The sequence below is a fragment of the Jatrophihabitans sp. genome (assembly GCA_036399055.1).
In the GTDB taxonomy this organism is placed as follows: domain Bacteria; phylum Actinomycetota; class Actinomycetes; order Mycobacteriales; family Jatrophihabitantaceae; genus Jatrophihabitans_A.
This window is the reverse complement of sequence record DASWNX010000029.1, coordinates 126,560-146,915: the sequence shown is the minus strand read 5'-3', so window position 1 is coordinate 146,915 and position 20,356 is coordinate 126,560. Positions and strand designations below refer to the sequence as shown.

General features: G+C 69.3%; 19 protein-coding genes and 2 tRNA genes. 15 read left to right on the top strand and 6 right to left on the bottom strand.

All coding sequences use genetic code 11. The annotated features are described in order from the left end of the window. Nucleotides 1-98 precede the first annotated feature (98 nt). The 8 genes from VGB75_11835 (at nucleotide 99) to VGB75_11800 (ending at nucleotide 10,327) form a co-directional block, all read left to right on the top strand. Complete coding sequence (locus VGB75_11835; protein ID HEY0167720.1) at nucleotides 99-1,535, top strand: hypothetical protein; 1,437 nt, start codon at nucleotides 99-101, stop codon at nucleotides 1,533-1,535. Between the two features lie 136 nt (nucleotides 1,536-1,671). Next, entirely contained in the window at nucleotides 1,672-2,652 is a 981-nt protein-coding gene (locus VGB75_11830) for a hypothetical protein (protein HEY0167719.1), read from the top strand. A 183-nt stretch (nucleotides 2,653-2,835) separates the two neighbouring features. After that, nucleotides 2,836-5,529 carry a pyruvate, phosphate dikinase gene (gene ppdK / locus VGB75_11825; GenBank protein ID HEY0167718.1) on the top strand — a complete coding sequence of 898 codons (2,694 nt, stop codon included), beginning with the start codon at nucleotides 2,836-2,838 and terminating at the stop codon, nucleotides 5,527-5,529. A 32-nt stretch (nucleotides 5,530-5,561) separates the two neighbouring features. Continuing rightward, on the top strand, nucleotides 5,562-6,083 hold the full coding sequence (locus VGB75_11820; GenBank protein ID HEY0167717.1) for a YbjN domain-containing protein: 522 nt from the start codon (nucleotides 5,562-5,564) through the stop codon (nucleotides 6,081-6,083). Next, nucleotides 6,032-7,366, top strand: coding sequence for a deoxyguanosinetriphosphate triphosphohydrolase (locus tag VGB75_11815; GenBank protein HEY0167716.1), 1,335 nt, complete (start codon nucleotides 6,032-6,034; stop codon nucleotides 7,364-7,366). The genes VGB75_11820 and VGB75_11815 overlap by 52 nt, the downstream gene beginning before the upstream one ends. 69 nt (nucleotides 7,367-7,435) lie before the next feature. After that, nucleotides 7,436-9,328 carry a DNA primase gene (gene dnaG / locus VGB75_11810; GenBank protein HEY0167715.1) on the top strand — a complete coding sequence of 631 codons (1,893 nt, stop codon included), beginning with the start codon at nucleotides 7,436-7,438 and terminating at the stop codon, nucleotides 9,326-9,328. Next, nucleotides 9,328-9,930, top strand: a complete 603-nt coding sequence (locus VGB75_11805) for a hypothetical protein (protein HEY0167714.1) — start codon at nucleotides 9,328-9,330, stop codon at nucleotides 9,928-9,930. Before dnaG ends, VGB75_11805 begins: the two co-directional genes overlap by 1 nt. A gap of 55 nt (nucleotides 9,931-9,985) precedes the next feature. Continuing rightward, nucleotides 9,986-10,327 carry an SHOCT domain-containing protein gene (locus VGB75_11800; GenBank protein HEY0167713.1) on the top strand — a complete coding sequence of 114 codons (342 nt, stop codon included), beginning with the start codon at nucleotides 9,986-9,988 and terminating at the stop codon, nucleotides 10,325-10,327. Nucleotides 10,328-10,432: 105 nt separating this feature from the next. Here VGB75_11800 and VGB75_11795 read toward each other — a convergent pair whose 3' ends face one another. Then, nucleotides 10,433-10,678 carry a hypothetical protein gene (locus tag VGB75_11795; protein ID HEY0167712.1) on the bottom strand — a complete coding sequence of 82 codons (246 nt, stop codon included), beginning with the start codon at nucleotides 10,676-10,678 and terminating at the stop codon, nucleotides 10,433-10,435. Nucleotides 10,679-10,828: 150 nt separating this feature from the next. Between VGB75_11795 and VGB75_11790 the strand changes: the two genes are divergently transcribed. Next, nucleotides 10,829-10,901, top strand: a tRNA-Asn gene (locus VGB75_11790). A 66-nt stretch (nucleotides 10,902-10,967) separates the two neighbouring features. On the opposite strand, the gene VGB75_11785 is transcribed toward VGB75_11790, so the two are convergent. Then, a complete protein-coding gene (locus tag VGB75_11785) occupies nucleotides 10,968-11,975 on the bottom strand; it encodes an HNH endonuclease (GenBank protein HEY0167711.1) in 1,008 nt (335 codons plus the stop codon). A 105-nt stretch (nucleotides 11,976-12,080) separates the two neighbouring features. On the opposite strand from VGB75_11785, the gene VGB75_11780 reads away from it, so the two are divergent. Further along, nucleotides 12,081-13,151, top strand: a complete 1,071-nt coding sequence (locus VGB75_11780) for a DNA cytosine methyltransferase (GenBank protein ID HEY0167710.1) — start codon at nucleotides 12,081-12,083, stop codon at nucleotides 13,149-13,151. Nucleotides 13,152-13,372: 221 nt separating this feature from the next. Here the strand turns inward: VGB75_11780 and VGB75_11775 are convergent, their stop codons facing one another. Together VGB75_11775 and VGB75_11770 are read right to left on the bottom strand one after the other, a co-directional pair. Continuing rightward, entirely contained in the window at nucleotides 13,373-13,768 is a 396-nt protein-coding gene (locus tag VGB75_11775; GenBank protein ID HEY0167709.1) for a VOC family protein, read from the bottom strand. Nucleotides 13,769-13,968: 200 nt separating this feature from the next. Next, on the bottom strand, nucleotides 13,969-14,331 hold the full coding sequence (locus VGB75_11770) for a hypothetical protein (GenBank protein ID HEY0167708.1): 363 nt from the start codon (nucleotides 14,329-14,331) through the stop codon (nucleotides 13,969-13,971). A gap of 242 nt (nucleotides 14,332-14,573) precedes the next feature. Between VGB75_11770 and VGB75_11765 the strand changes: the two genes are divergently transcribed. Beyond that, nucleotides 14,574-15,188: an SAM-dependent methyltransferase gene (locus VGB75_11765; GenBank protein HEY0167707.1), complete on the top strand. Its 615-nt coding sequence runs from the start codon at nucleotides 14,574-14,576 to the stop codon at nucleotides 15,186-15,188. Nucleotides 15,189-15,244: 56 nt separating this feature from the next. Here VGB75_11765 and VGB75_11760 read toward each other — a convergent pair whose 3' ends face one another. Beyond that, nucleotides 15,245-15,547 carry a hypothetical protein gene (locus VGB75_11760; protein ID HEY0167706.1) on the bottom strand — a complete coding sequence of 101 codons (303 nt, stop codon included), beginning with the start codon at nucleotides 15,545-15,547 and terminating at the stop codon, nucleotides 15,245-15,247. An 80-nt stretch (nucleotides 15,548-15,627) separates the two neighbouring features. Between VGB75_11760 and VGB75_11755 the strand changes: the two genes are divergently transcribed. Beyond that, entirely contained in the window at nucleotides 15,628-16,431 is an 804-nt protein-coding gene (locus tag VGB75_11755) for a thioesterase family protein (protein ID HEY0167705.1), read from the top strand. Nucleotides 16,432-16,525: 94 nt separating this feature from the next. Here VGB75_11755 and VGB75_11750 read toward each other — a convergent pair whose 3' ends face one another. After that, nucleotides 16,526-17,605 carry a hypothetical protein gene (locus VGB75_11750; GenBank protein ID HEY0167704.1) on the bottom strand — a complete coding sequence of 360 codons (1,080 nt, stop codon included), beginning with the start codon at nucleotides 17,603-17,605 and terminating at the stop codon, nucleotides 16,526-16,528. A gap of 114 nt (nucleotides 17,606-17,719) precedes the next feature. Here VGB75_11750 and VGB75_11745 point away from each other — a divergent pair, with 114 nt between their 5' ends. The 3 genes from VGB75_11745 to VGB75_11735 all read left to right on the top strand — a co-directional run bounded on the left by VGB75_11745 (nucleotide 17,720) and on the right by VGB75_11735 (nucleotide 19,773). After that, on the top strand, nucleotides 17,720-18,802 hold the full coding sequence (locus VGB75_11745) for an ATP-binding cassette domain-containing protein (protein HEY0167703.1): 1,083 nt from the start codon (nucleotides 17,720-17,722) through the stop codon (nucleotides 18,800-18,802). Then, on the top strand, nucleotides 18,799-19,557 hold the full coding sequence (locus VGB75_11740; GenBank protein HEY0167702.1) for an ABC transporter permease: 759 nt from the start codon (nucleotides 18,799-18,801) through the stop codon (nucleotides 19,555-19,557). Before VGB75_11745 ends, VGB75_11740 begins: the two co-directional genes overlap by 4 nt. 142 nt (nucleotides 19,558-19,699) lie before the next feature. Then, a tRNA-Ile gene (locus VGB75_11735) sits at nucleotides 19,700-19,773 on the top strand. Nucleotides 19,774-20,356: the final 583 nt, after the last annotated feature.

The window sequence follows — 20,356 nt, the reverse complement described above, 5'->3', positions numbered from 1 at the left end:
CGGCGGTGATCAGGCCAGCCGGCTCGCGCCTTGGTCGTCGATCAGTCAGCGGCAGCGGGGGTGGCGGTCACGGCCCGGCGCCTGGCACGCTGCAGCGCATGGATCTTGAGAACGGAGCGGGGCTGCTGCACCGGCTGACGTCATACACCCCTGATCAGGACTGGGACGCGCCGGTCGATGACCCCCGGGTGCGGCACGACCTGGTTCCCAACGACCTGGCCACCCTCCCGCCGCAGGTCAAGCAGTACGACGCCGGCCTGCCGGTGACGCCGTTGCCCCGCGAGCTGCCGAATCCGGGCGTCAGCGCCACCGCCGCGCTGGCGGGCAGCCCGGCGCCGAGCAGGCCGCTCGACGCCGCACAGCTCGGCCGCATCCTCTACCTCGGCGCGGGGGTCGTCCGGACGGGCGAGCGCCCGGGACGGAAGATCCTGTTCCGGGCCGCGGGCTCGGCCGGCGCCCGGTTCCCGCTGGAGGTCTATGCCAGCGTCAGAGGCGTGTCCGGGGTGCCGGACGGGGTGCACTGGTATGACCCCGTCAACCACGCCCTGGTGCAGGTCGGGCCCGCGCCGGGTGGCGCGGCCAGCACGCTGATCGTCACCGGGGTTCCGTGGCGAACCGGGTGGCGCTACGCCGAGCGGGGTTGGCGCCATCTCTACTGGGACGCCGGCACCGCGCTGTCCCAGCTGATCGCCGCGGCCGACAGCGCCGGCGCCCGGCCTCGGCTGCAGACGCGGTTCGCCGACACCGCGATCGCCCGCCTGGTGGGCGCCGACGGCGTGCACGAGTACCCGCTCGCGCTGGTCTGCCTCGGCGACGCGACGCCGGTGACCGACGCCAGCGGTCCGGCCACGCCAGGTTTCCTGCCCGAGGTCGAGTTTCCGCTGTGCACCCAAGCCCAGCGCGCCGGCGACAGCGACGAGCCGGGTCCGGCATGGCCGGTCGGCCCGGCGCTGGCCGACGTGCCCGAATCACCTGCGCTGGACGAGGTGATCCTGCGGCGCGGCTCGCAGCGGCTGATGGACCGCGGCGTCCAGCTGCCGCGACAGTTGCTGGACTGGCCGATGCGTGCGGCGATGCGGGGGATCGAGGTGCCGCACTGGGTGGTGGTGCACGGGGTGGAAGGGATGGCCCCGGGCGTCTACCGGTGGCCCGATCTGGACACCCCGCAGCGGCAGGCCGAGCTGCGCGACGAGCTGCTGCGGATCGCCCTGGACCAGTACCTGGCCGCCGACGCCGGCTACGTGGTGATCGGCGCGATCGACGGCGCCGAACTCGACGACCGGGGCTACCGGGACGCCCAGCTGGCAGCCGGCCTGGTCGAGGGACGGTTGCATCTGGCCGCGTACGCCCTCGGAGCGACCGCGTCCGGCATGACCTTCCTGGACACCGAGGTGCCGGCCCTGCTCGGCCAGTCCAGCGACCTGGTGACGTTGCTGTTCACCTGCGTCGGGGTCGGCGAGTACGTGTCCCGGCCCGGCGGGGTTCCGGGCGCGCCGGTCTCCGTCCGTCAGGTCAAGGAGAGGATCAAGGACTGAGCCGGCGTGGCGTCGGCCTCCAGGCTCGCGCAACGCCGAGAGCTAGGCGATATGCACCACAAGACGCTTACCGGCGGTTTAGGGTGATGGCCTGACCGGTCGCCGACAGGTCGTCGCGTTGACCCCAGGAGCACCCATGACCGAGGACGCCACCTCTCCGCCCAGGCTCGTCTCGCGCCGTTCGGCGCTCAAGGCCGGTGGGATGACGGCGGCGCTCGGGCTGGGCGGGCTGGCCTTTCCGTCGGCGGCCTCGGCGGCGCTGCCGGCGTCGAGTTACTTCGACCTCAGCCAGCCGTCCTATGACTTCTTCGCGCGCAACCGGCCCCTGCACGAGTCCCACCACGCCATGCAGGGCATCGCCTTCGACAACGTCAACCGCCGGATGTTCGTCATCCAGATCCGTAACGGCTCCGACGGTGACGACCTGTGCGTGAACCAGCTCGACTTCAACGGCAACCTGCTCGGCTACATGCACCTGGCCAATGCCGGGCACGGCGTCTCCTTCGGCGCCGAGCCGGTCGGCACCAGCACCTACCTGTGGACCGAGGCCGACTCCAGCAGCCACGATGACTCGGGCCGGGGGACCGCGCTGCAGCGGTTCAAGTTCGTCAGCGGGACGACTCCGGCGAACGTGCGCAAGTTCTTCACCGGCAGCACGAACGTCACCTGCGCCACCGACCCGGTGAACAAGCGCATCCTGATCCGCCGGTCGGTCTCAGGGCGCATGGAGTTCAGCGCCTACAGCCTGGCCGCCGCGTCGGCCGGTGACTTCTCCACCGTGCTGGCTCGCATTCCGATGCCCTCGGTCAGCGGCACCTTTCAGGGTTACACCTTCTACGGCAAGTACCTCTACGTCCTCACCGGCGACGGCCATGCCAGCGCCGACGACATCGACTCCGCGATCACCTGCATCGACCTCAACACCGGGGCCATCGTGCAGAACAAGGTGATCACCCGGGCGGGCAGCACGCTGGTGTACCGCGAGCCCGAGGGCATGGCGGTCTACAAGACCAGCGCGGGCAAGGTCGAGCTGGTCTTCGGCTTCGCCTCCCGGGACGGGCTGGACGGCGTCAACCGCTATGCCAATGTCTTTTACAAGGACGTCCTGATCGGCTGACGCCGGCCGGCAGCGCTCGGCGCCTGACGATCCCCGGACCTCACTGCCGTGCTTGCTCACCGGACGCGATCGCCGACACCAGTGTGTCCTTTGCCTCCAGATCGGCGGACCTGCTGACCGCAATCGCTTACGCCCCCTATGGTCGGCAGGACCTATGTCCGTCTCACAGTGTGGTGGTGCGCGATGACGAAGTTCGTCTACGACTTTGCCGAAGGCAGCAAGGACCTCAAAGACCTGCTCGGCGGCAAGGGCGCCAACCTCGCCGAGATGACCAACATGGGACTGCCGGTCCCGCCGGGGTTCACGATCACCACCGAGGCCTGCCAGGCCTACCTCAGCAACGGCCGCGAGCCGGCCGAGCTGTCGGCCGAGGTCAGCGAGCACCTGGCCGACCTCGAGGCCAAGATGGGCAAGAAGCTGGGCCAGTCCGATGACCCGCTGCTGGTCTCGGTGCGCTCGGGGGCGAAGTTCTCGATGCCCGGCATGATGGAGACGGTCCTCAACGTCGGCCTCAACGACCAGTCGGTGCGCGGGCTGGCCGCCCAGTCCGGCAATGAGCGCTTTGCCTTCGACTCCTACCGGCGGCTGATCCAGATGTTCGGCAAGACCGTGCTCGACATCGACGGCGAGCACTTCGAGTCCGCGCTGGACGAGGCCAAGACCGCCAAGGGCACGACCAACGACCTCGACCTCGACGCCGAGGACCTGCGCAAGCTGGTCGAGACCTACAAGCGGGTGGTCGTCGAGCACGCCGGCCGGGAGTTCCCGCAGGACCCCCGCGAGCAGATGGACCTGGCCGTCCGGGCGGTGTTCGAGTCCTGGAACGCGCCGCGCGCGATCCTCTACCGCCGCCAGGAGCGGATTCCGGCCGACCTGGGCACCGCGGTCAACATCTGCTCGATGGTCTTCGGCAACCTCTCCGACGACTCCGGCACCGGGGTGGCCTTCACCCGCGACCCTGCCTCGGGCGCCAAGGGCGAGTACGGCGACTACCTGCAGAACGCCCAGGGCGAGGACGTGGTGGCCGGCATCCGCAACACCCTGCCGCTGTCTGACCTGGCCAAGCTGGACAAGAAGAGCCATGACGAGCTGATGGGCATCATGGCCCAGCTCGAGGAGCACTACCGCGACCTGTGCGACATCGAGTTCACCATCGAGCGGGGCAAGCTGTGGATGCTGCAGACCCGGGTCGGCAAGCGCACGGCCGGGGCCGCCTTCCGGATCGCCACCCAGCTGATCGACGAGGGCCTGATCGATGAGATGGAGGCCCTGCAGCGGGTCACCGGGGCGCAGCTGGCGCAGCTGATGTTCCCGCACTTCGACGACACCACGCCGCACCGCAAGATCGCCCAGGGCATGAACGCCTCGCCCGGCGCCGCGGTCGGCAAGGTGGTCTTCGACTCCTACACGGCGGTGAAGTGGAGCCGCAGCGGTGAGAAGGTCATCCTGGTCCGGCGCGAGACCAACCCCGACGACCTCAACGGCATGATCGCCGCCGAGGGCATCCTCACCAGCCGGGGCGGCAAGACCAGCCACGCCGCGGTGGTGGCCCGGGGGATGGGCAAGACCTGCGTGTGCGGCGCCGAGCAGCTCAAGGTCGACACCAAGGCCCGGCACTTCAGCACTCCGGACGGCCAGGTCTATGAAGAGGGCACCGTCATCTCGATCGACGGCACCTCCGGCGAGGTCTTCATCGGCGAGGTGCCGGTGGTCGCCTCGCCGGTGGTCCGCTACTTCGAGGGCGAGATCGACCCCGAGTCCGACGAGGCCGACGATCTGGTCCGGGCGGTGCACCGGATCATGCGCATCGCCGACGGCGGCCGGTCGATGGCGGTGCGGGCCAACGCCGACACCGACGCCGACGCCGCCCGGGCCCGCCGTTTCGGCGCGCAGGGCATCGGCCTGTGCCGCACCGAGCACATGTTCCTGGGCGACCGCCGGTCCCTGGTCGAGGCGCTCATCCTGGCCGACACCGACACCGAGCGCGAGCGGCAACTGGCCGAGCTGCTGCCGCTGCAGCGCGAGGACTTCAAGGGCATCTTCGAGGCGATGGACGGGCTGCCGGTGACCATCCGGCTGCTGGACCCGCCGCTGCACGAGTTCCTGCCCGACATCACCGAGCTGTCAGTGCGGGTGGCGGTGGCCGAGGCCCGCGGCGAGCCGCGCGAGGGCGACCTGCGGATGCTGCAGGCGGTGCACAAGCTGCACGAGCAGAACCCGATGCTGGGACTGCGCGGCGTCCGGCTCGGCCTGGTCATCCCCGGCCTGTTCGCCATGCAGGCCCGGGCGATCCTGGAGGCGGCCGCCGCGCGGGTGAAGGCCGGCGGGGTGCCCCGGGTCGAGATCATGGTGCCGCTGGTCGGGGCGGTGCAGGAGTTCGAGTCGGTCAAGGACGACATCATCAAGGTCGCTCGCGACGTGCGCACCGAGACCGGGGCGCACCTGGAGTTCCTGGTCGGGACCATGATCGAGCTGCCGCGGGCGGCGCTGACCGCCGGTCAGATCGCCGAGTCGGCCGAGTTCTTCTCCTTCGGCACCAACGACCTGACCCAGACCACCTGGGGCTTCTCCCGCGACGACGTGGAGGCCGCCTTCTTCTCGCACTACCTGGAGAAGGGCATCTTCGGGGTGTCGCCGTTCGAGTCGCTGGACCGTGAGGGGGTCGGCGCGCTGGTGCGGATCGCCGTCGAGCAGGGCCGGGCCAAGCGTCCCGGGCTCAAGCTGGGCGTCTGCGGCGAGCACGGCGGTGACCCTGAGTCGGTGCACTTCTTCAACGAGGTGGGCCTGGACTACGTCTCCTGCTCGCCGTTCCGGGTTCCGGTGGCGCGGCTGGAAGCCGGCCGGGCCAACCGGACGCCCAGCGATGAGTCGCGCTGACCGGTACGGGGAGTCCGGGTAATCTCACAGGCGTGCCTGGTCGTCTGCGTAGCATCGCCGCCTCGGCCGCCTCGGCCGTGGCGGCGGCCAAAGCGGGCGTGGAGCAGCGCCGGTCGGGTGAGCCGCCGATCGGACGGCGCGAGGGTCCCACTGTGCTGCCCAGCAACAAGGTGTTGCAGGGCATCCTGAAGGAGTACTCGCTGCGCTCGATGATCGACGACGACGGCGACCTCGCGGTGCGCTGGGACAACTTCAGCATCTACTTCTTCCACTACGGCCCGGACGAAGAGGTGCTGCAGGCCCGTCTTTACCTCAACCGCAGGTTCGAGGTCGAGTTGCGACCGACGCTGGCCCTGGTGCTCGACGACTGGAATCGCAGCAAGCTGTTTCCCAAGGCCTACACGGTGCTTCCCGACGACGGCCTGGTCGGCATCTGCGCCGAGCAGGCCTTCGACTTCGAGGGCGGGATCACCCGGCAGCAGCTGAAGTTCACCGTCGGCATGTGGTTGCAGAACCTGCAGCAGTTCGCCGACTGGACCGAGGAGCACGTCTGAGCGCCGGCAGTCGCGACCAGCGCTGCTACTCCTACGGCAGCGATGACCAGGCCCGCTGGTTGCCCGAGAGCGGCAAGCGCGCGCAGGCGCCGGGTGACCCGCAGCTGGGCCGGGGCGCCTTTCAGCGCGACCGCGCCCGGGTGCTGCACTCCTACTCGTTCCGGCGGCTGGCCGACAAGACCCAGGTCGTCTCGCCCGGGCAGGACGACTTTCCCCGCACCCGGCTGACCCACTCGCTGGAGGTCGCCCAGATCAGCCGCGAGATGGGCGCCGCGCTGGGTTGCGACCCCGACCTCACCGACGCCGCCGGCCTGGCGCACGACCTGGGCCATCCTCCGTTCGGCCACAACGGCGAGGACGCGTTGAACCAGGTGGCGACCGACGGCGGCTGCGGCGGGTTTGAGGGCAACGCCCAGACCCTGCGCATCCTGACCAGGCTGGAGGCCAAGGCGGTCACCTCCGACGGCAGCTCAGCCGGGCTGAACCTGACCCGGGCGACGCTGGACGCGGTGTGCAAGTACCCCTGGCCCGCAGGCGCCGGCAGGGCCAAGTTCGGTTTCTACGCCAGTGACCGGGCGGCCTATGACTGGCTGCGCGCCGGCCGTCCCGACGGTGAGCGGTGCCTGGAAGCACAGGTGATGGACTGGGCCGACGACGTCGCGTACTCGGTGCACGACGTCGAGGACGGGGTGCACTCCGGCCACATCCGGCTGCCGGCGCTGGCCTCGGACGCCGAGCGGCAGGCCCTGTGCGAGCAGGCCGGCCGGTTCTACTCGCCGCTGACCAGCTCGCAGCTGCAACCGCTGCTCGATGAGCTGCTGGCGCTGCCGGCGCTGGCCGACCTGGCCGGCTATGACGGCTCCTACGCAGCCCAGGCGATGGCCAAGCGCGCCACCAGCGAGCTGACCGGCCGGTTCGTCACGGCCGCCGTCCGGGCGACCCGGGAACGGTTCCCCGACGGCCCGCTGGGCCGCTACCGGGCGGAGCTGATCGTGCCGAGCCGGGTGCGGGCCGAGTGCGCGCTGCTCAAGGCGCTGGCGTTTCGCTACGTGATGCGCCGCGAGGGCATCGAGCAGTCGCAGTCTGACCAGCGGCGGGTGCTGACCGAGCTGGTCGAGGCGCTGCTCAAGCGCGGCGAGGCGGCGCTGTCGCAGACGCTGCGGGAGAGCTGGCGCCACGCCGAGGGGGAGTCCGAGCGGCTGCGAGTGGTGATCGACCAGGTCGCCCAGCTGACCGACTCGTCGGCGCTGGCCTGGCACCGGCGGCTGACGGCCGGCGGCTGAGTCTCGCCGGGGAAGGGGGCGCACTCACCCACGCTGGCAGAGGTCAAACTTACACATAGACTCGCGGGCATGGCAGGCCGGATTCGCGACGAGGACATCGCCGCCGTCCGGGACCGCTCCGACATCGCCGCGGTGATCGGCGAGCACGTCGAGCTGCGCAACGCCGGTGGCGGCAACCTCAAGGGGATCTGCCCCTTTCACGACGAGAAGTCACCGTCGCTGTCGGTCTCGCCCTCCCGCGGGCTGTTCCACTGCTTCGGGTGCGCAGCCGGCGGCGACGTGATCCGGTTCGTCGAGCGGATCGAGCACCTGTCCTTCAGCGAGGCGGTGGAGAGCCTGGCCGCCAAGGCCGGCGTCCAGCTGCGCTACGCCGACGGCGCCCCGAGCTCGAATCGCCCGTCCGGGCAGCGGGCCAGGCTGGTCGAGGCGCACACTCTGGCGGCGGCCTTCTACCAAGAGCAGCTGGCCACCGCCGAGGCCCAGGCCGCCCGGGACTTTCTGACCGGTCGTGGCTTCGACGCGGCGGCCAGCGCCCAGTTCGGCTGCGGCTACGCCCCGGCGGGCTGGGACTCGCTCACCAAGCACCTGCTCGGCCGCGGCTTCAGCTCGGCTGAGCTGAACCTGGCGGGGCTGTCGCGGGAATCCGGCCGGGGCTCGCTGATCGACCGGTTCCACCGGCGACTGCTGTGGCCGATCAAGGACCTCGGGGGCGAGGTGGTCGGCTTCGGCGCCCGCCGGATCCACGACGACGACAAGATCGACGCCAAGTACCTCAACACCCCCGAGACCCCGATCTACAAGAAGAGCCAGCTTCTCTACGGCATGGACGTGGCCAAGCGCGAGATCGCCAAGCAGCGCCAGGCGGTGATCGTCGAGGGCTACACCGACGTGATGGCCTGCCACCTGGCCGGCGTCACGACCGCGGTGGCCACCTGCGGCACGGCCTTCGGCGGCGAGCACGTCAACGTGATCAGACGGCTGTGGTCGACCAACAGCGCCGAGGAGGCACAGGCCACCACCAAGGTGATCTTCACCTTCGACGGCGACGCCGCCGGCATGAAGGCGGCCGAGCGGGCCTTCAAGGACGAGCAGAAGTTCCTCGCCCAGACCTTCGTCGCGATCGACCCGGCAGGCAAGGACCCGTGCGACCTGCGGCAGTCCGGCGGTGACCAGGCGGTGCGGGCGCTGATCGAGGCCAACGTGCCGATGCTGCGGTTCATGCTCGGCACCATCATCAAGCGCTTCGACGTCGACACCGTCGAGGGCCGGGTGGCGGCGCTGAACCTGACGGTGCCGCTGGTGGCCCAGATCAAGGACCCCTCGCACCGTTTCGAGTACGCCCGCGAGCTCGCCAGGCTGAGCGGGGTGGCCAACCCGGACGAGATCCTCAGCCGGGTGCGCGGCATGGCCCGGTCGGCCGAAGGCCAGCAGCGAACCCAACCTGCCGGCCCGTCCAGCCAGCCCGGGTCGGTGCCCGGAGTGCCGCCGAAGGTGGGCCAGGCCGAACGCGAGGTGATCAAGGCGGCGTTGCAGCTGCCCGAGGTGGTGGCCGAGCAGTTCGACCAGCTGGGGCCGCTGGCGTTCCTGACCGCCGTGCACCAGCAGCTGCAGGCCGCCATCGCCGCCGCCGGTGGGGCGGCGGCCGGCAAGACCGGGCCTGCCTGGGTGGAACGGGTGTCTGAGCACCTGCCGCCGGGCTCCGAGGCGCGTGCCGCGGTCAACGCGCTCGCGGTCGAGCCGCTGCGCTCGGGAACCGACGCCCAGCCCCGCTACGCCGAGGCCATGGTGGTCAACCTGGCCGAGCAGGTGGTCGCCCGAGAAGTGGCACAGTTGAAGTCGAAGGTGCAGCGGCTCGACGCTGCCGGCGACGCGGAGGAGCAGGGCAGGTTGTTCGGGCAACTCATGCAGTTGGAGCAGCGCCGGCGGGCGTTGCGCTCCAGGGCGATCGGGGGCGAGTCCTGATGGCGCTGTTCGCGCGGCGGCCGCGGCCGCCGGCCGGGTTGCGCGGCCTGCTCGCTGCGGACGAGCGGGTGCTGGCGATCGCCGAGGACGGTCCCGCCGCCGTGGCGGCCACCCAGTTCGGGCTGTGGCTGCCGGCCGTGCCAGGCGAGCCCGCTGCCTCAGGTGAGCCCGCTGTCTCAGGTGAGCCCGCTGCCTCCTCGGGCGGGGCTGGGGACTCCGCGCCCGGTTGGCGCCGGATCGGCTGGGAGCACGTGGTCAAGGCGACCTGGGGCGAGGACGGCCTGCAGGTCATCGAGGGAGCGCTCGATGACACCGGAGTGGTCACCGACCTGCCGGCGCTGACCCTGCGGCTGGCCGAGCCGCGCAACCTGCCGACGGTGGTCAAGACCCGGGTGGAGGCCAGCATCGCCCGCTGGGAGCAGGTCCGGGTGCCCGGTGGCACCGCACGGGTGGTGGCCCGGCGCAGGACCGGAAAGGACGGCCTGCTCTGGACCGCCCGGCTGGATTCCGGCACGCCGGACTCGCCGGCCGCCCGAGCCGCCCTGGCCGGCTACCTGGAGCGAGTCACTCAGCTGACGCCGGAGCAGCTGTTCCCCGCTTGAGCGCGTCTGTCAACTTTGATCGGATTTCATCACCGCAGTGAGGCACACTCGTCTGATGGATCCTTCGGACCCCTCGGACGGCTTCGTCTTCATGAGCACCGCTATTCCGTGGTTTGTCGGAGCGGTGTTCGTTCTCGCCCTCGGTGGCTGGGTTTTGACCGCGGTCATCATCGCCCGCAACCGGCGGGTGCTGCGCCAGGCCGGCATCGATCCGACCACGGCCGGTGCTCAACTCGCGGTCCGTTATCTCAGGGGCGGGTCAACGGCCCTGCCCACCGGCCCGGGATTGGCGTCGACGTCGGACAGGCTGGCCGAGCTGACTGACCTGCGCGACCGCGGGCTCATCACGGCGGAGGAGTACCAAGCGCGGCGTGCGCAGATCATCGCCGGCATCTGATTCCCCGCCGAGCGGGCGAGCCGGCCGGCTTAGCGAGCGGTCGGCCGCGCGAGTCGGCCGGGGCTAGCGAGCCGTGCCGGCTGACTTAGCGTCGGCCGATGTGGCTCAGCGCCGGTGGCCGTTGACGCCGCTGCCGACGCTGGAGCGCTGACTGGTCAGCACCCGGCCGCCGATCCGGCTCTTGGCCCGCTCGGCAGCCCCGGCGGCCTGCGCCTGCAAGACGCCCGCAGTCGCTTGGACGGTCTGGCTGCCGGCGACCCGGCGCGCGACTGCCACGATGTCTTCATAGCGCTCACGTCCGGCTCGTGAGCCGAGCACGTAGCCGACAGCCATGCCGAGCAGGAACTTCATCCTCATGCGCCTTTCGCCTGTGGTGGTCTCCGGCTTCCAGTGTGCCTGCCTCGGGGGGCGCGCCGACGGCCGGGGCCGATGGGTTATTCTTCTACCCGCTGCCTGTTCGCCTGTCAGCTCACGCTGCCAGACGGCCGGACGGCTTGCCAATCCCCCGTAGCTCAATTGGCAGAGCATTCGACTGTTAATCGAAGGGTTACTGGTTCGAGTCCAGTCGGGGGAGCAGGTATTTCAGGGCCTCCAGCGTTCGCGCGGGGGCCCTGAGCCGTTGACAGCCTGTAGCGATCCCTCACACGCTGAGCCAGTCGTACTCCCCATGGAAATGCGCGTAGCGGAGATCGAACATATCTCTCCGGGGGCGGAGGCCTGGCCTTGTCGGAACGGCGAGGGACTGGTAGGTGCCGTCGATCAAGCTCCGGACTGCAGGGCTAAGGGCACGCTGGCTAAGAAGCTTGTCGTGATAGTGGATCGAGCCGTCATACGGCAGGACGCCGACGAGGTGCCGGTCGAAAGCCACATGGTGGGTCGGGCACAGAGCCAGGCCGTTCCATGTCTCGTCGGGAGAGTTAGGAGCGGACGCTGGATAAATGTGCGCGCCTTGAACAAGCCCGACATCGAGGCCACACATCGCGCATAGACCGGCGTATGCGGCGATAACGTTTCTTCCGAATCTCGCGTCGCGAACGATCGATGATGACGCGCGTCTGACTCGCTCAAGCGCGGCCAGATCCTTTCCGTCACCTTCTGCAAGACCCGAACCGAGAACGACTGCTTGAACAATATCGTCCAAAATTACGACTTCGTCTATGCGTGTTTCAACCGCTAGGGGGAGTAACGCGGGATGCAAGTAGTGAAGCATCTCTCCCGAGCCGGACCCATGCGTCAGCCAGCCCACGTCAACCGCACTGATGAGAGCCGTCAAGTTCTGAAAGATCGAGAAGCGGGTCGTGCTGCCAGCGCGACGGTACGCGTCGGCAAGGACGATGACCGGACGAGGGACCGCCAGGATTGGGTCGTGATCCCACACACCCACGAGTAAAGGCGTCCGACCCGCCGTTATCACCAGCGGCCTGCCTGGACCAGGGTTCTGAGCTGGGTTTTGGAAGCGGCGCTCCACCGGATCGCGGTTTCGTTGGCTTGAACCGATTGGACCGACGAAGAGATCAACTTCAACTACACGGTCAGCTAGGCGCAATTGTCCTCTCGCAGGCCAGCCCCGCGCGGCGTCCGTGATCCGTAAGGCCTCGGTTCCGACGAGCGAAGCAAGTCGATGTGCAAGATCCGCCCGTCCAGCCACACGAGGATTTGATCAGCGACCGTAGGGGAGTGCAAGCTCCTCGCGCGTGTCGAGTCGTACGGGTGCCTAGCCGAACTTGTCGTCATCGCCCTGCATACTCCTTTCATGGCTCGCGGTGTCGGTGATCAGGGAGTAGCTATCTCGTTGTTCTCCGGAGCGGGAGGACTCGATTTGGGGGCCGAAGCGGCTGGCTATCGGGTTGCCGCTGCTGTCGAACGAGACCGTGATGCGGCCCTCACCATGGAGAAGAACTTCGAGCACTTAGAGTCACCGGTCATCCAGGCGGATATTCTGGACGTTTCGACGGAGGCCATCCTTGCTGCTGCCGGCCTCCGGCGCGGTCAGCGCCCAGACTTGCTGATCGGAGGACCTCCATGTACGCCGTTCAGCAAAAGCGGTTTCTGGCTGGAGTGGAAACGATCGGGTTTGGATCCGGATGCATCCCTGCTCCAGGCGTACACACGAGTGCTGGCTGAAGCGAAACCCCGACGTTTCGTTCTGGAGAACGTGTACGCGCTGACCTACAACAACAAGGCCAGTAAGCCGGCCTATGACCGACTGTTGCGCGAGATCGATGATGCGGGCTACGAGTTCCGCGCTCAGGTGCTCAATGCAGCCGACTACGGTGTCCCTCAATCCCGCCCGCGCCTCTTCGTGATTGGCGTACGCAAGGGAGAAATCGTGCCAGAACACCCAAAGCCGACACATGGAGGCACATGGGAGCGGCGTTCCACTGGCCACGCTGAGCGGCCCCACGTATCGACGGGTGACGCACTTGCCGGACTCGTTACCGAACCAGAACCGGAGGAGGTCACGCGTGGGCAATACCTGGACCTGCTGCCTGGAGTACCCCCCGGGGAAAACTACCTTCACTACACCGAAGAACGAGGGCACCCAACCCCGTTGTTCAAGTGGCGCAGTCGATATTGGTCCTTCCTGCTGAAGCTTGATCCCCAAAAGCCAAGTCCCACAATCCAGGCGCAGCCGGGGCCCAACGTGGGCCCTTTCCACTGGGAGAACCGTCGACTTCGAGTCGGTGAGGTCAAACGCCTTTTCACCTTCCCGGATGGTTTCGAGTTAGTGGGCACACGGCGGAGTGTGCAAGCGCAACTCGGCAACGCGGTGCCCCCGTTGCTGGCTCAAAAAGTCATTGAATCCTTCGCTGCCCGCTCTTGACACCCATTGCCACCGCCCCCAGGGTCAGCACCGGCGAGAGCAGCGTCGCAAACGCGGGGTGCGGCGCGGAATGAGCGGATGAACCTGCGGGCGTCTCTGACGGCAACTGCCACGCGCCTATCGAGGCTGCCGCCACGAAGCATCAGTCCCTGAGCGCCTATCGTCGGTCGGTGGGCTGCGCTTTCGACCTGCTCTCGTGACGAGGGACGCGGCCCCAGCCGTCAGGGCTGGCCGGGAAAGCCGTCGTCGATGCAGAGGATGTTGCCCTCGCTGTCCTTGAACCAGGCTGCCTTGCCCATGCCTTCCATCGAGGCGACGCCGTCATGCCATTGCATTCCAGGCATGTCGTACTGCTCGAAGGCGACCCCCTTCTGCTTGAGATCGCGGACCTCTGCCTCCACATCCTCGACATGCCACTGGGCGATGGTGTGCCCGGCCTGACCGGCGTACTCGGTCTGGTAGACGCTGAACACCGTGCCGCCGTCCGTCTGGTAGACCATCATCACGTCCGCCATCTCGAAGGACGGGATGAGCCCGAGCTTGTCGGCGTAGAAGTCCCGAGCCCTCTTCAGGTCGCCGGCCGGGATGTTCGCCGTGACCGTCGCGCTGTTGAGCATGACGCCTCCCCGTAGTCAGATGCCCTTGCACGCACCGCGCTGGACTACGCGTCACCCGTGCCGAGGAATTCCTGCCGACGGTGGGTCGGAAGTCCCGCAGTGTGATCCAGTTCACAGTACGGAGACTGCCGGGTGCTGGCAAGAGCGGGGCTCACCACTGGTTCACCGCGTGAGGCTGCAGGTGCGCGCGTGGGGCAGGCTCACTGCCAGGGCGGCGTCTCATCCAGCTTCGCGTAGTACTTGGCGAGGTGGCTCTTGACCCGGTCAATGTCCTTGTCGGGAAGGTTGATTCCGCCACGCGAACCCTGCAGCACCGCCGCGGCCGCGTGCACCGCGCGGGGGACGGCGACCAGCTTGCCGTCCAGCACATCGGCGATCAGCAGCTTGTAGGCGGTGAAGTTCTCTTTCTTCTCCGCGTCGTACCAGACATGGGCGTCGCGGTAGCGCGGGTTGGGCTCGTCCTCGGCGCCCGCCCAGGCGCGCACCCGCTTCTCGGCGGCGGCGCCGTCCCAGGAACGGTCAGAAGCGGCGAGCGGCAGATCCTGAAAAGCGGTCACAGCCATGATGGCCTCCCTGTCGTCGTCCAAGGTCAGAGCTAGGCGCGCCGTCGCTGAACCTACGCCGTCCCCACGTGCCGCTTGACGGTTGTGGGCGACGCTTCGCACTCGACGGGCGTCACAACGGGCCTTATCGGCGTAGGGCTGTTATTTTCTAGACGGCTCAGCAAGGAAGCCGTCATGTCCGGGCTCGGCGCCTGGCCGCTTGAAGCGCCTGCCGAACCGGCTGAGCCCGTTGAGGCGCCTTGATGATGATCAGCCCGAACGACCTCGAGCACCCGAACAGCCTTGAGCATCTGAACAGCCTGTACGGCCAGAGCGAGGACCCCTGGCACATGCGCAGCGGCTGGCAGGCCGAGCGCCGCCGCGACCTGCTGCTGACCGCGCTGAGCCATCCCCGCTACGGCAACACCTTCGAGCCCGGCTGCGCCTCCGGCGAGCTGACGGCGGGCCTGGCCCGGCGCAGTGACCGGGTGCTGGCCGCCGACGACAACCGGCCTGCGCTGTCGCAGGCGCGCGCCCGCACCGCGCACCTGTCCAACGTCGACATCCGGTGGATGCAACTGCCCGAGCAGTGGCCGACCGAGGAGAAGTTCGACCTGATCGTGCTGCACCAGGTCGGCTACCGGCTCGATCTGGCCTCATGGGCGGCGCTGGCCACCGCGGCGCGTGACAGCCTGGGACGTGACGCCACCGTGCTGGCCTGTCACTACCAGCATGAGTTCCCCGAGCGGATCCTGGACACCCAGACGCTGCACGGTGTCCTGGACAGCATCCTGGGCCTCACCCGCCAGACCCAGGTCACCGACTCCGAGTTCACCATCGACGTCTGGACGAACCGGGCGGCGCCGCCGCGCGGCTGAGAGCGGCCGTGGCTGGGAGCTGACGCGGGCTGTAGCCGGCTGAAGCTGGGAGTGGCTCAGTCGCCGCTCGGCTGCTCGCTGTCCTCGAGGTCCCAACCGCCGCCGTGCGCCCGCTGGATCAGCTCGTTGAGCACCGGCCCGATCACCTGGGGAAAGCCGCCCAGCTGGATGGCCATGCTGAACCGCTCGGACGTGACTCCGACCGAGGGGTCGGCGGGGTCGAGCATCATGTGCTCGCTCTGGGTCAGCACCTGGGACATGATCCCGCGCGAGCTGAGGAAGGCGTTGATCTGCTCGACCTCACCCTGGTCGACGGTCTGAAAGAACACCTGTCCGCTGATCCACCCGGTCATCTCCATGCCGCCATCCTCCCAGGGTGGGCCAACCCACATCGACAGCGCCTTGCCTGCCAGCAGCGCCTAGGGCAGCGTCGGCTCACGTGAGCGATCAACACGCCTTCGATGTGGACACGGCCGTGGCCGGCGCCGGACCGAACTTCAGCGCCACCATCACCGACCGGTGGTCCATCGGGCCGCACGCCAACGGTGGCTACGTGCTGAGCGTGTGCCTGCAGGCCCTGGGGCGAGTGCTCGACAAGCCCGACCCGCTGGCGGTGTCGGCGTTCTACCAGCGCCCGGTGGTCCCGGGTCCCGCCGAGGTCTGCGTGGAGACCGCGCGCTCGGGGCGGCGGCTGGCGACCGGCGAGGCCCGGTTGCTGCAGGGCGGCCAAGAGCTGGTGCGGGTGGTGGCCAGCTTCGCCGACCTGTCACAAGCCGCCGGGCCGACCGCCGTGTCCGGCAGCGCGCCGGTGCTGCCCCCGCCGCAGGACTGCCTGGACCTGTTCAGCGGCGAGCAGTCCCGGGACTCAGGCCTGGAGACGCCCGGCATCGCCGGCCGGCTGGAGTACCGGACGCCGCGGTTGCCCGGCTGGCGTCAGGGCTCCCCGAGCGGGCAGGCGCGGGCCGAGTTCTGGCTGCGGCTGGCCGGTGGGCGGCAGGCCGACACCATGGCGTTGCCCGGGCTGGTCGACATGGCTGTGCCCGCGGTCTTCGAGCTGGGCCACTACCACTCGACGACGATCGAGCTGAGCGTGCACGTGCGGGCCCGGCCGGCGCCGGGCTGGCTGGCCTGCCGGGTCAGCACCAGCTACCTGATCGAGGGTTACCACGAGGAAGACTTCGAGATCTGGGACTCGACCGGGCAACTGGTGGCGCAGTCCCGGCAGCTGGCGCTGCTCAGCTGACCTGACGCCTGCTGACCTGAGGCTCGGCTGACCTGACGATCTGGTGACCCGAGGCTCGGCTGACCTAGTCCGGCTGACTTGACGCCCTGCTGACCTAGTCCGACTCCCGGTCTGATCCCAGGTCCGCTTCCAGCTTCGCCAGCTGACGGCGGGCCGCCTGCGCGGCGGCCTCGGCCCGGTCCGCCTCCTCCTCGGCGGTGAGCCGGGCGCGCTCGGCGGACCTGCGGGCCTGCCCTGCCTCCCAGGCCTGCTCCTGGGCCTGCTCCAGTTGCGCGCGCAACTGCTCCACCTGTGCTGTGGCCTCCTGATGACGCTGCCCTGCCGCAGCTGCCTCCTCCTGCGCCTGTTCCAGCACCCGGACAGCGTCGGCGTGCTCAGCCTCGGCCCGTCGCACCTGGTCCTGCTGGCGCTGCAGACGCCGCTGGTGGGCCTGCTCGGCTGAGCTGCTGGGCCCGGCGGCCGTCGACTTCTCGGCGGCTGCCGCGGCGGGGCCGGTGCTGCGCTTTCCGGCCGTCACGGCGCGTCCCCGGCCCGCCTTTCGGCTGGCAGGCGCCGCGTCGTCCTCCTCGCCGGTCGCGGCCTCCGGGTCGGCCTCGCCCGACGCGGCCTTCAGGTCGGCCTTGCCGGACGCAGCCGCGCCGGCCGGCACCGATCTGAGGTGCCGCTTGCGAACCGGCGCCGCGACCGCGTCGGTGACGTCCACCTCGCCGAAGCCGGTGTAGGACAGCACCGTCGTCAGCCGCCCGGACAGCACCGCGGCCTCGGCGCCCTCGTCGGCGATGGCCGCCTCGAAGGTGCCTCGGATCTGGGTCAGCACCGACTCGGTGACGGTGCGTCCGCTCTGCTCGGCGGTCTCACGCACCAGATCGGCCAGCCGCTGCAGCAGCTGCTGACGTTGCTCGGACAAGGCCCGCAGCTCGGTCCCGCGCAGGTTGCGGTGCGCGTTGCGCATTTGATCGCCGAGCTCGGTCAGCTCGTGCAGCTCGGCCGGCTCGCCGCGGACCAGCTCGTTCACCAGCGCCGCCGCCAGCACCGGTTTGCGCAACTTGGCGATGCTCGCTGCCAGCGCCTTGTCACCGGTCGCCTTGGCCTGCGCCGCCAGCCGGGTGCGGTGCTCGGCGAACTCGTCGACGGGCACGCCGTAGAGCTCCTCAGCGGCGGATTCGAGGTCCACGGCTCAACTCTCTCGCGAGTCGTCCTTCAATCGGCTGCACACCGACGTTTCTACCTTGCCGGGGCTCGCGGCGCGCTGCCGGACTCCGCAGCCGCTCGGGAGCGTCGCCGCTGGATGTCAGAGCGAGGCGCCACCATCGAAGGCGCCGGCCAGCGCGCCGGTGTGGTGTGGCAGAACCGGTGTGGTGTGGCAGAAGGGGTGAGCGACGTGGTTTCACAGGTCGAGGCCGAGCTGGCCATCGAGGTGCGCGGGCTGGTCAAGCGCTACCGCGGCGGTCGCGGCCAGGACGACATCGAGGCGGTCCGCGGCATCGACCTGGCCGTCCGGCGGGGCGAGGTGTTCGGGTTCCTGGGCCCGAACGGCGCCGGTAAGACGACCACCGTGCGGATGCTGTGCACGCTGCTGCCGATCAGCGACGGTTACGCCACGGTGGCGGGGGTGGACGTCCGCAAGGACCCGGCCGAGGTGCGCCGCCACATCGGGGTGGCCCTGCAAGAGGTCGGGCTGGACCCGACCCAGACTGGCCGCGAGCTGCTGGAACTGCAGTGCGCGCTCTACCGGGTGCCTGATCCGGCTGGCCGCTGCGCTGAGCTGCTCGGGCTGGTCGGGCTGTCCGAGGCGGCCAACCGCACCGTCAAGACCTACTCCGGCGGCATGAGGCGCCGGCTCGACCTGGCGACGGCGCTGGTGCACGAGCCGGAGGTGCTGTTCCTCGACGAGCCGACCACTGGCCTGGACCCGGCCAGCAGGGCCACGGTGTGGGACGAGGTCCGCCGGATCAACGACGCCGGCACCACCATCTTCCTGACCACCCAGTACCTGGAAGAGGCCGACCAGTTGTGTCAGCGGCTGGCCATCATCGACGACGGCCGGTTGGTGGCGGCCGGCACCCCGGACACCTTAAAGGCAGAGCTGGGCAGTGACGTGATCACCGTCGGCCTGCGACCGGCTGAGCACCAGGCGGCCCGCGAGGCACTGGCGCCGCTGCGGGGGCTGGACCACATCACCGACGCCAGTGAGGGACTGGCCGTCTACGTGCAGGACGGGGCGGCGGCGGTGGCCGACGTGGTGCGGCTGCTGGTGGACGTGGGCATCCGGCCCGGCACGATCGCGCTAGCCCGACCGACCCTCGACGACGTGTTCCTGGCCTCCACCGGCCGGCGCATCGAGGGCGGCGCTCCGGAGGCGGCGGCATGAGAGAGACCGCGCTGCTGGCGCGCCGGGCGGTTCGAGAGGTCTGGCGGCTACCTGCCGCGACCCTGCCCGCGGTGTTCATCCCGGTGTTCTTCATGGTGGTCAACATCGGGCAGGTGAACCGGATCTTTCCCTCCAGCACGCCTTTCCTCGAAGGCCAGCACTACGTGGCCTTTCAGGTGCCGGTGTCGCTGGTGTTCGCGGTGAGCTCGGCCACGTCGGGTCTGGCGATGGTCACCGATATCGACATTGGCTACCTCGACAAGCTGCTCGCGGCGCCGATCCGGCGCACCGCGATCTTCTGGGGCCGGCTGGCGGCTGACCTGGTGCGCGGGGTCACGGTCTCGGTCCTGGTGCTGATCATCGGCTTCGCGTTCGGCGCCCGGGTGCGCTCGGGCGTGGTCGGCGTGGTGCTGCTGATCCTGCTCACCGCGCTGTGGGGAGTGGCTTACGCCGGCATCGCGATCGCGATCGCCCTGAAGACCAAGAACGTCCAGACCACCAACGCCTCGTTCATCATCTTCTTCCCACTGCTGTTCCTGACACCGAACTTCGTGCCCCTGGAACTGCTGGCCGGACCGCTCAGGACGCTGGCCCAGCTCAACCCGGTCACCTACGTCATCGTCGGACTGCGCGACCTGGTGCTATATCCCGACATCCACTGGGGCTCGCTCGGGGCCTGCGTGCTTACCATCGCGCTGACCGGGCTGGCTCTCAGCGCGCTGTCGCTGCGGGCGCTCAACCGCTTCGCCGAGTGAGGCGCTGACAGCGCGTTCGCAGGCCACCTCGGCGCGGGGCCCGGTGGGCCAACGTGTGACAATCGGTGCTCCTGCCGGCTCGGGGGGGCGGTCCACGCGGCCGCTCGCCTCGTGCGTTGGTCGCGGTTGGGTAGGAGCGCAAGGGGCGGTAGCTCAGCTGGTTAGAGCAGGGGACTCATAATCCCTGGGTCGTGGGTTCGAGCCCCACCCGCCCCACTTTTATCCGATGTGGAAAGCATAATCTCGATCGCGCAACGATGGTGCGACGGTGTTTCGTGGGGTTATGGCGGTTGAAGCGCAGGTGAGCGGGTGCGGAGTGGGCGCACAGCGGTCCAACAGCGGAGTATTCGATGTTCCACGATGGCGGACTCGCCGGCTCACGCAGCCGAACGCACGCGTGTCCGGCCGCGATTGTGCGCAGAGGTTCTGCTCGCTGATCGCCAGCGCTGGCGCCGGGTCCGTGAGATCGTCGCGGTCATCGCCGGGCCGAGGGCGACGTGATCGAGACCTCGGAGATCTTCGATTACCGGCGAGGCCACCTGCGTCGTGGCGACGGCTACCCGCCGCATCGCGAGCGTTACGAGCAGGCCGGTCACGACCTCGCCGAGCTGCTCGGGCAGGACGGCCTCGCAGCCGGCCACTGGGCCTCGCCGCGATGGCTGCCGGTGCCGTCCGGCCGGGAGCCTGACATTGGCGGCGGATGTGAGTGTCAACTGCGCCCTCGCATCCGGAGCGGTCGTGGCGAGACGCCGCCCAGGGACGAGGGGTTCGACTATGACCGCATCAGCGACGCGTCTTG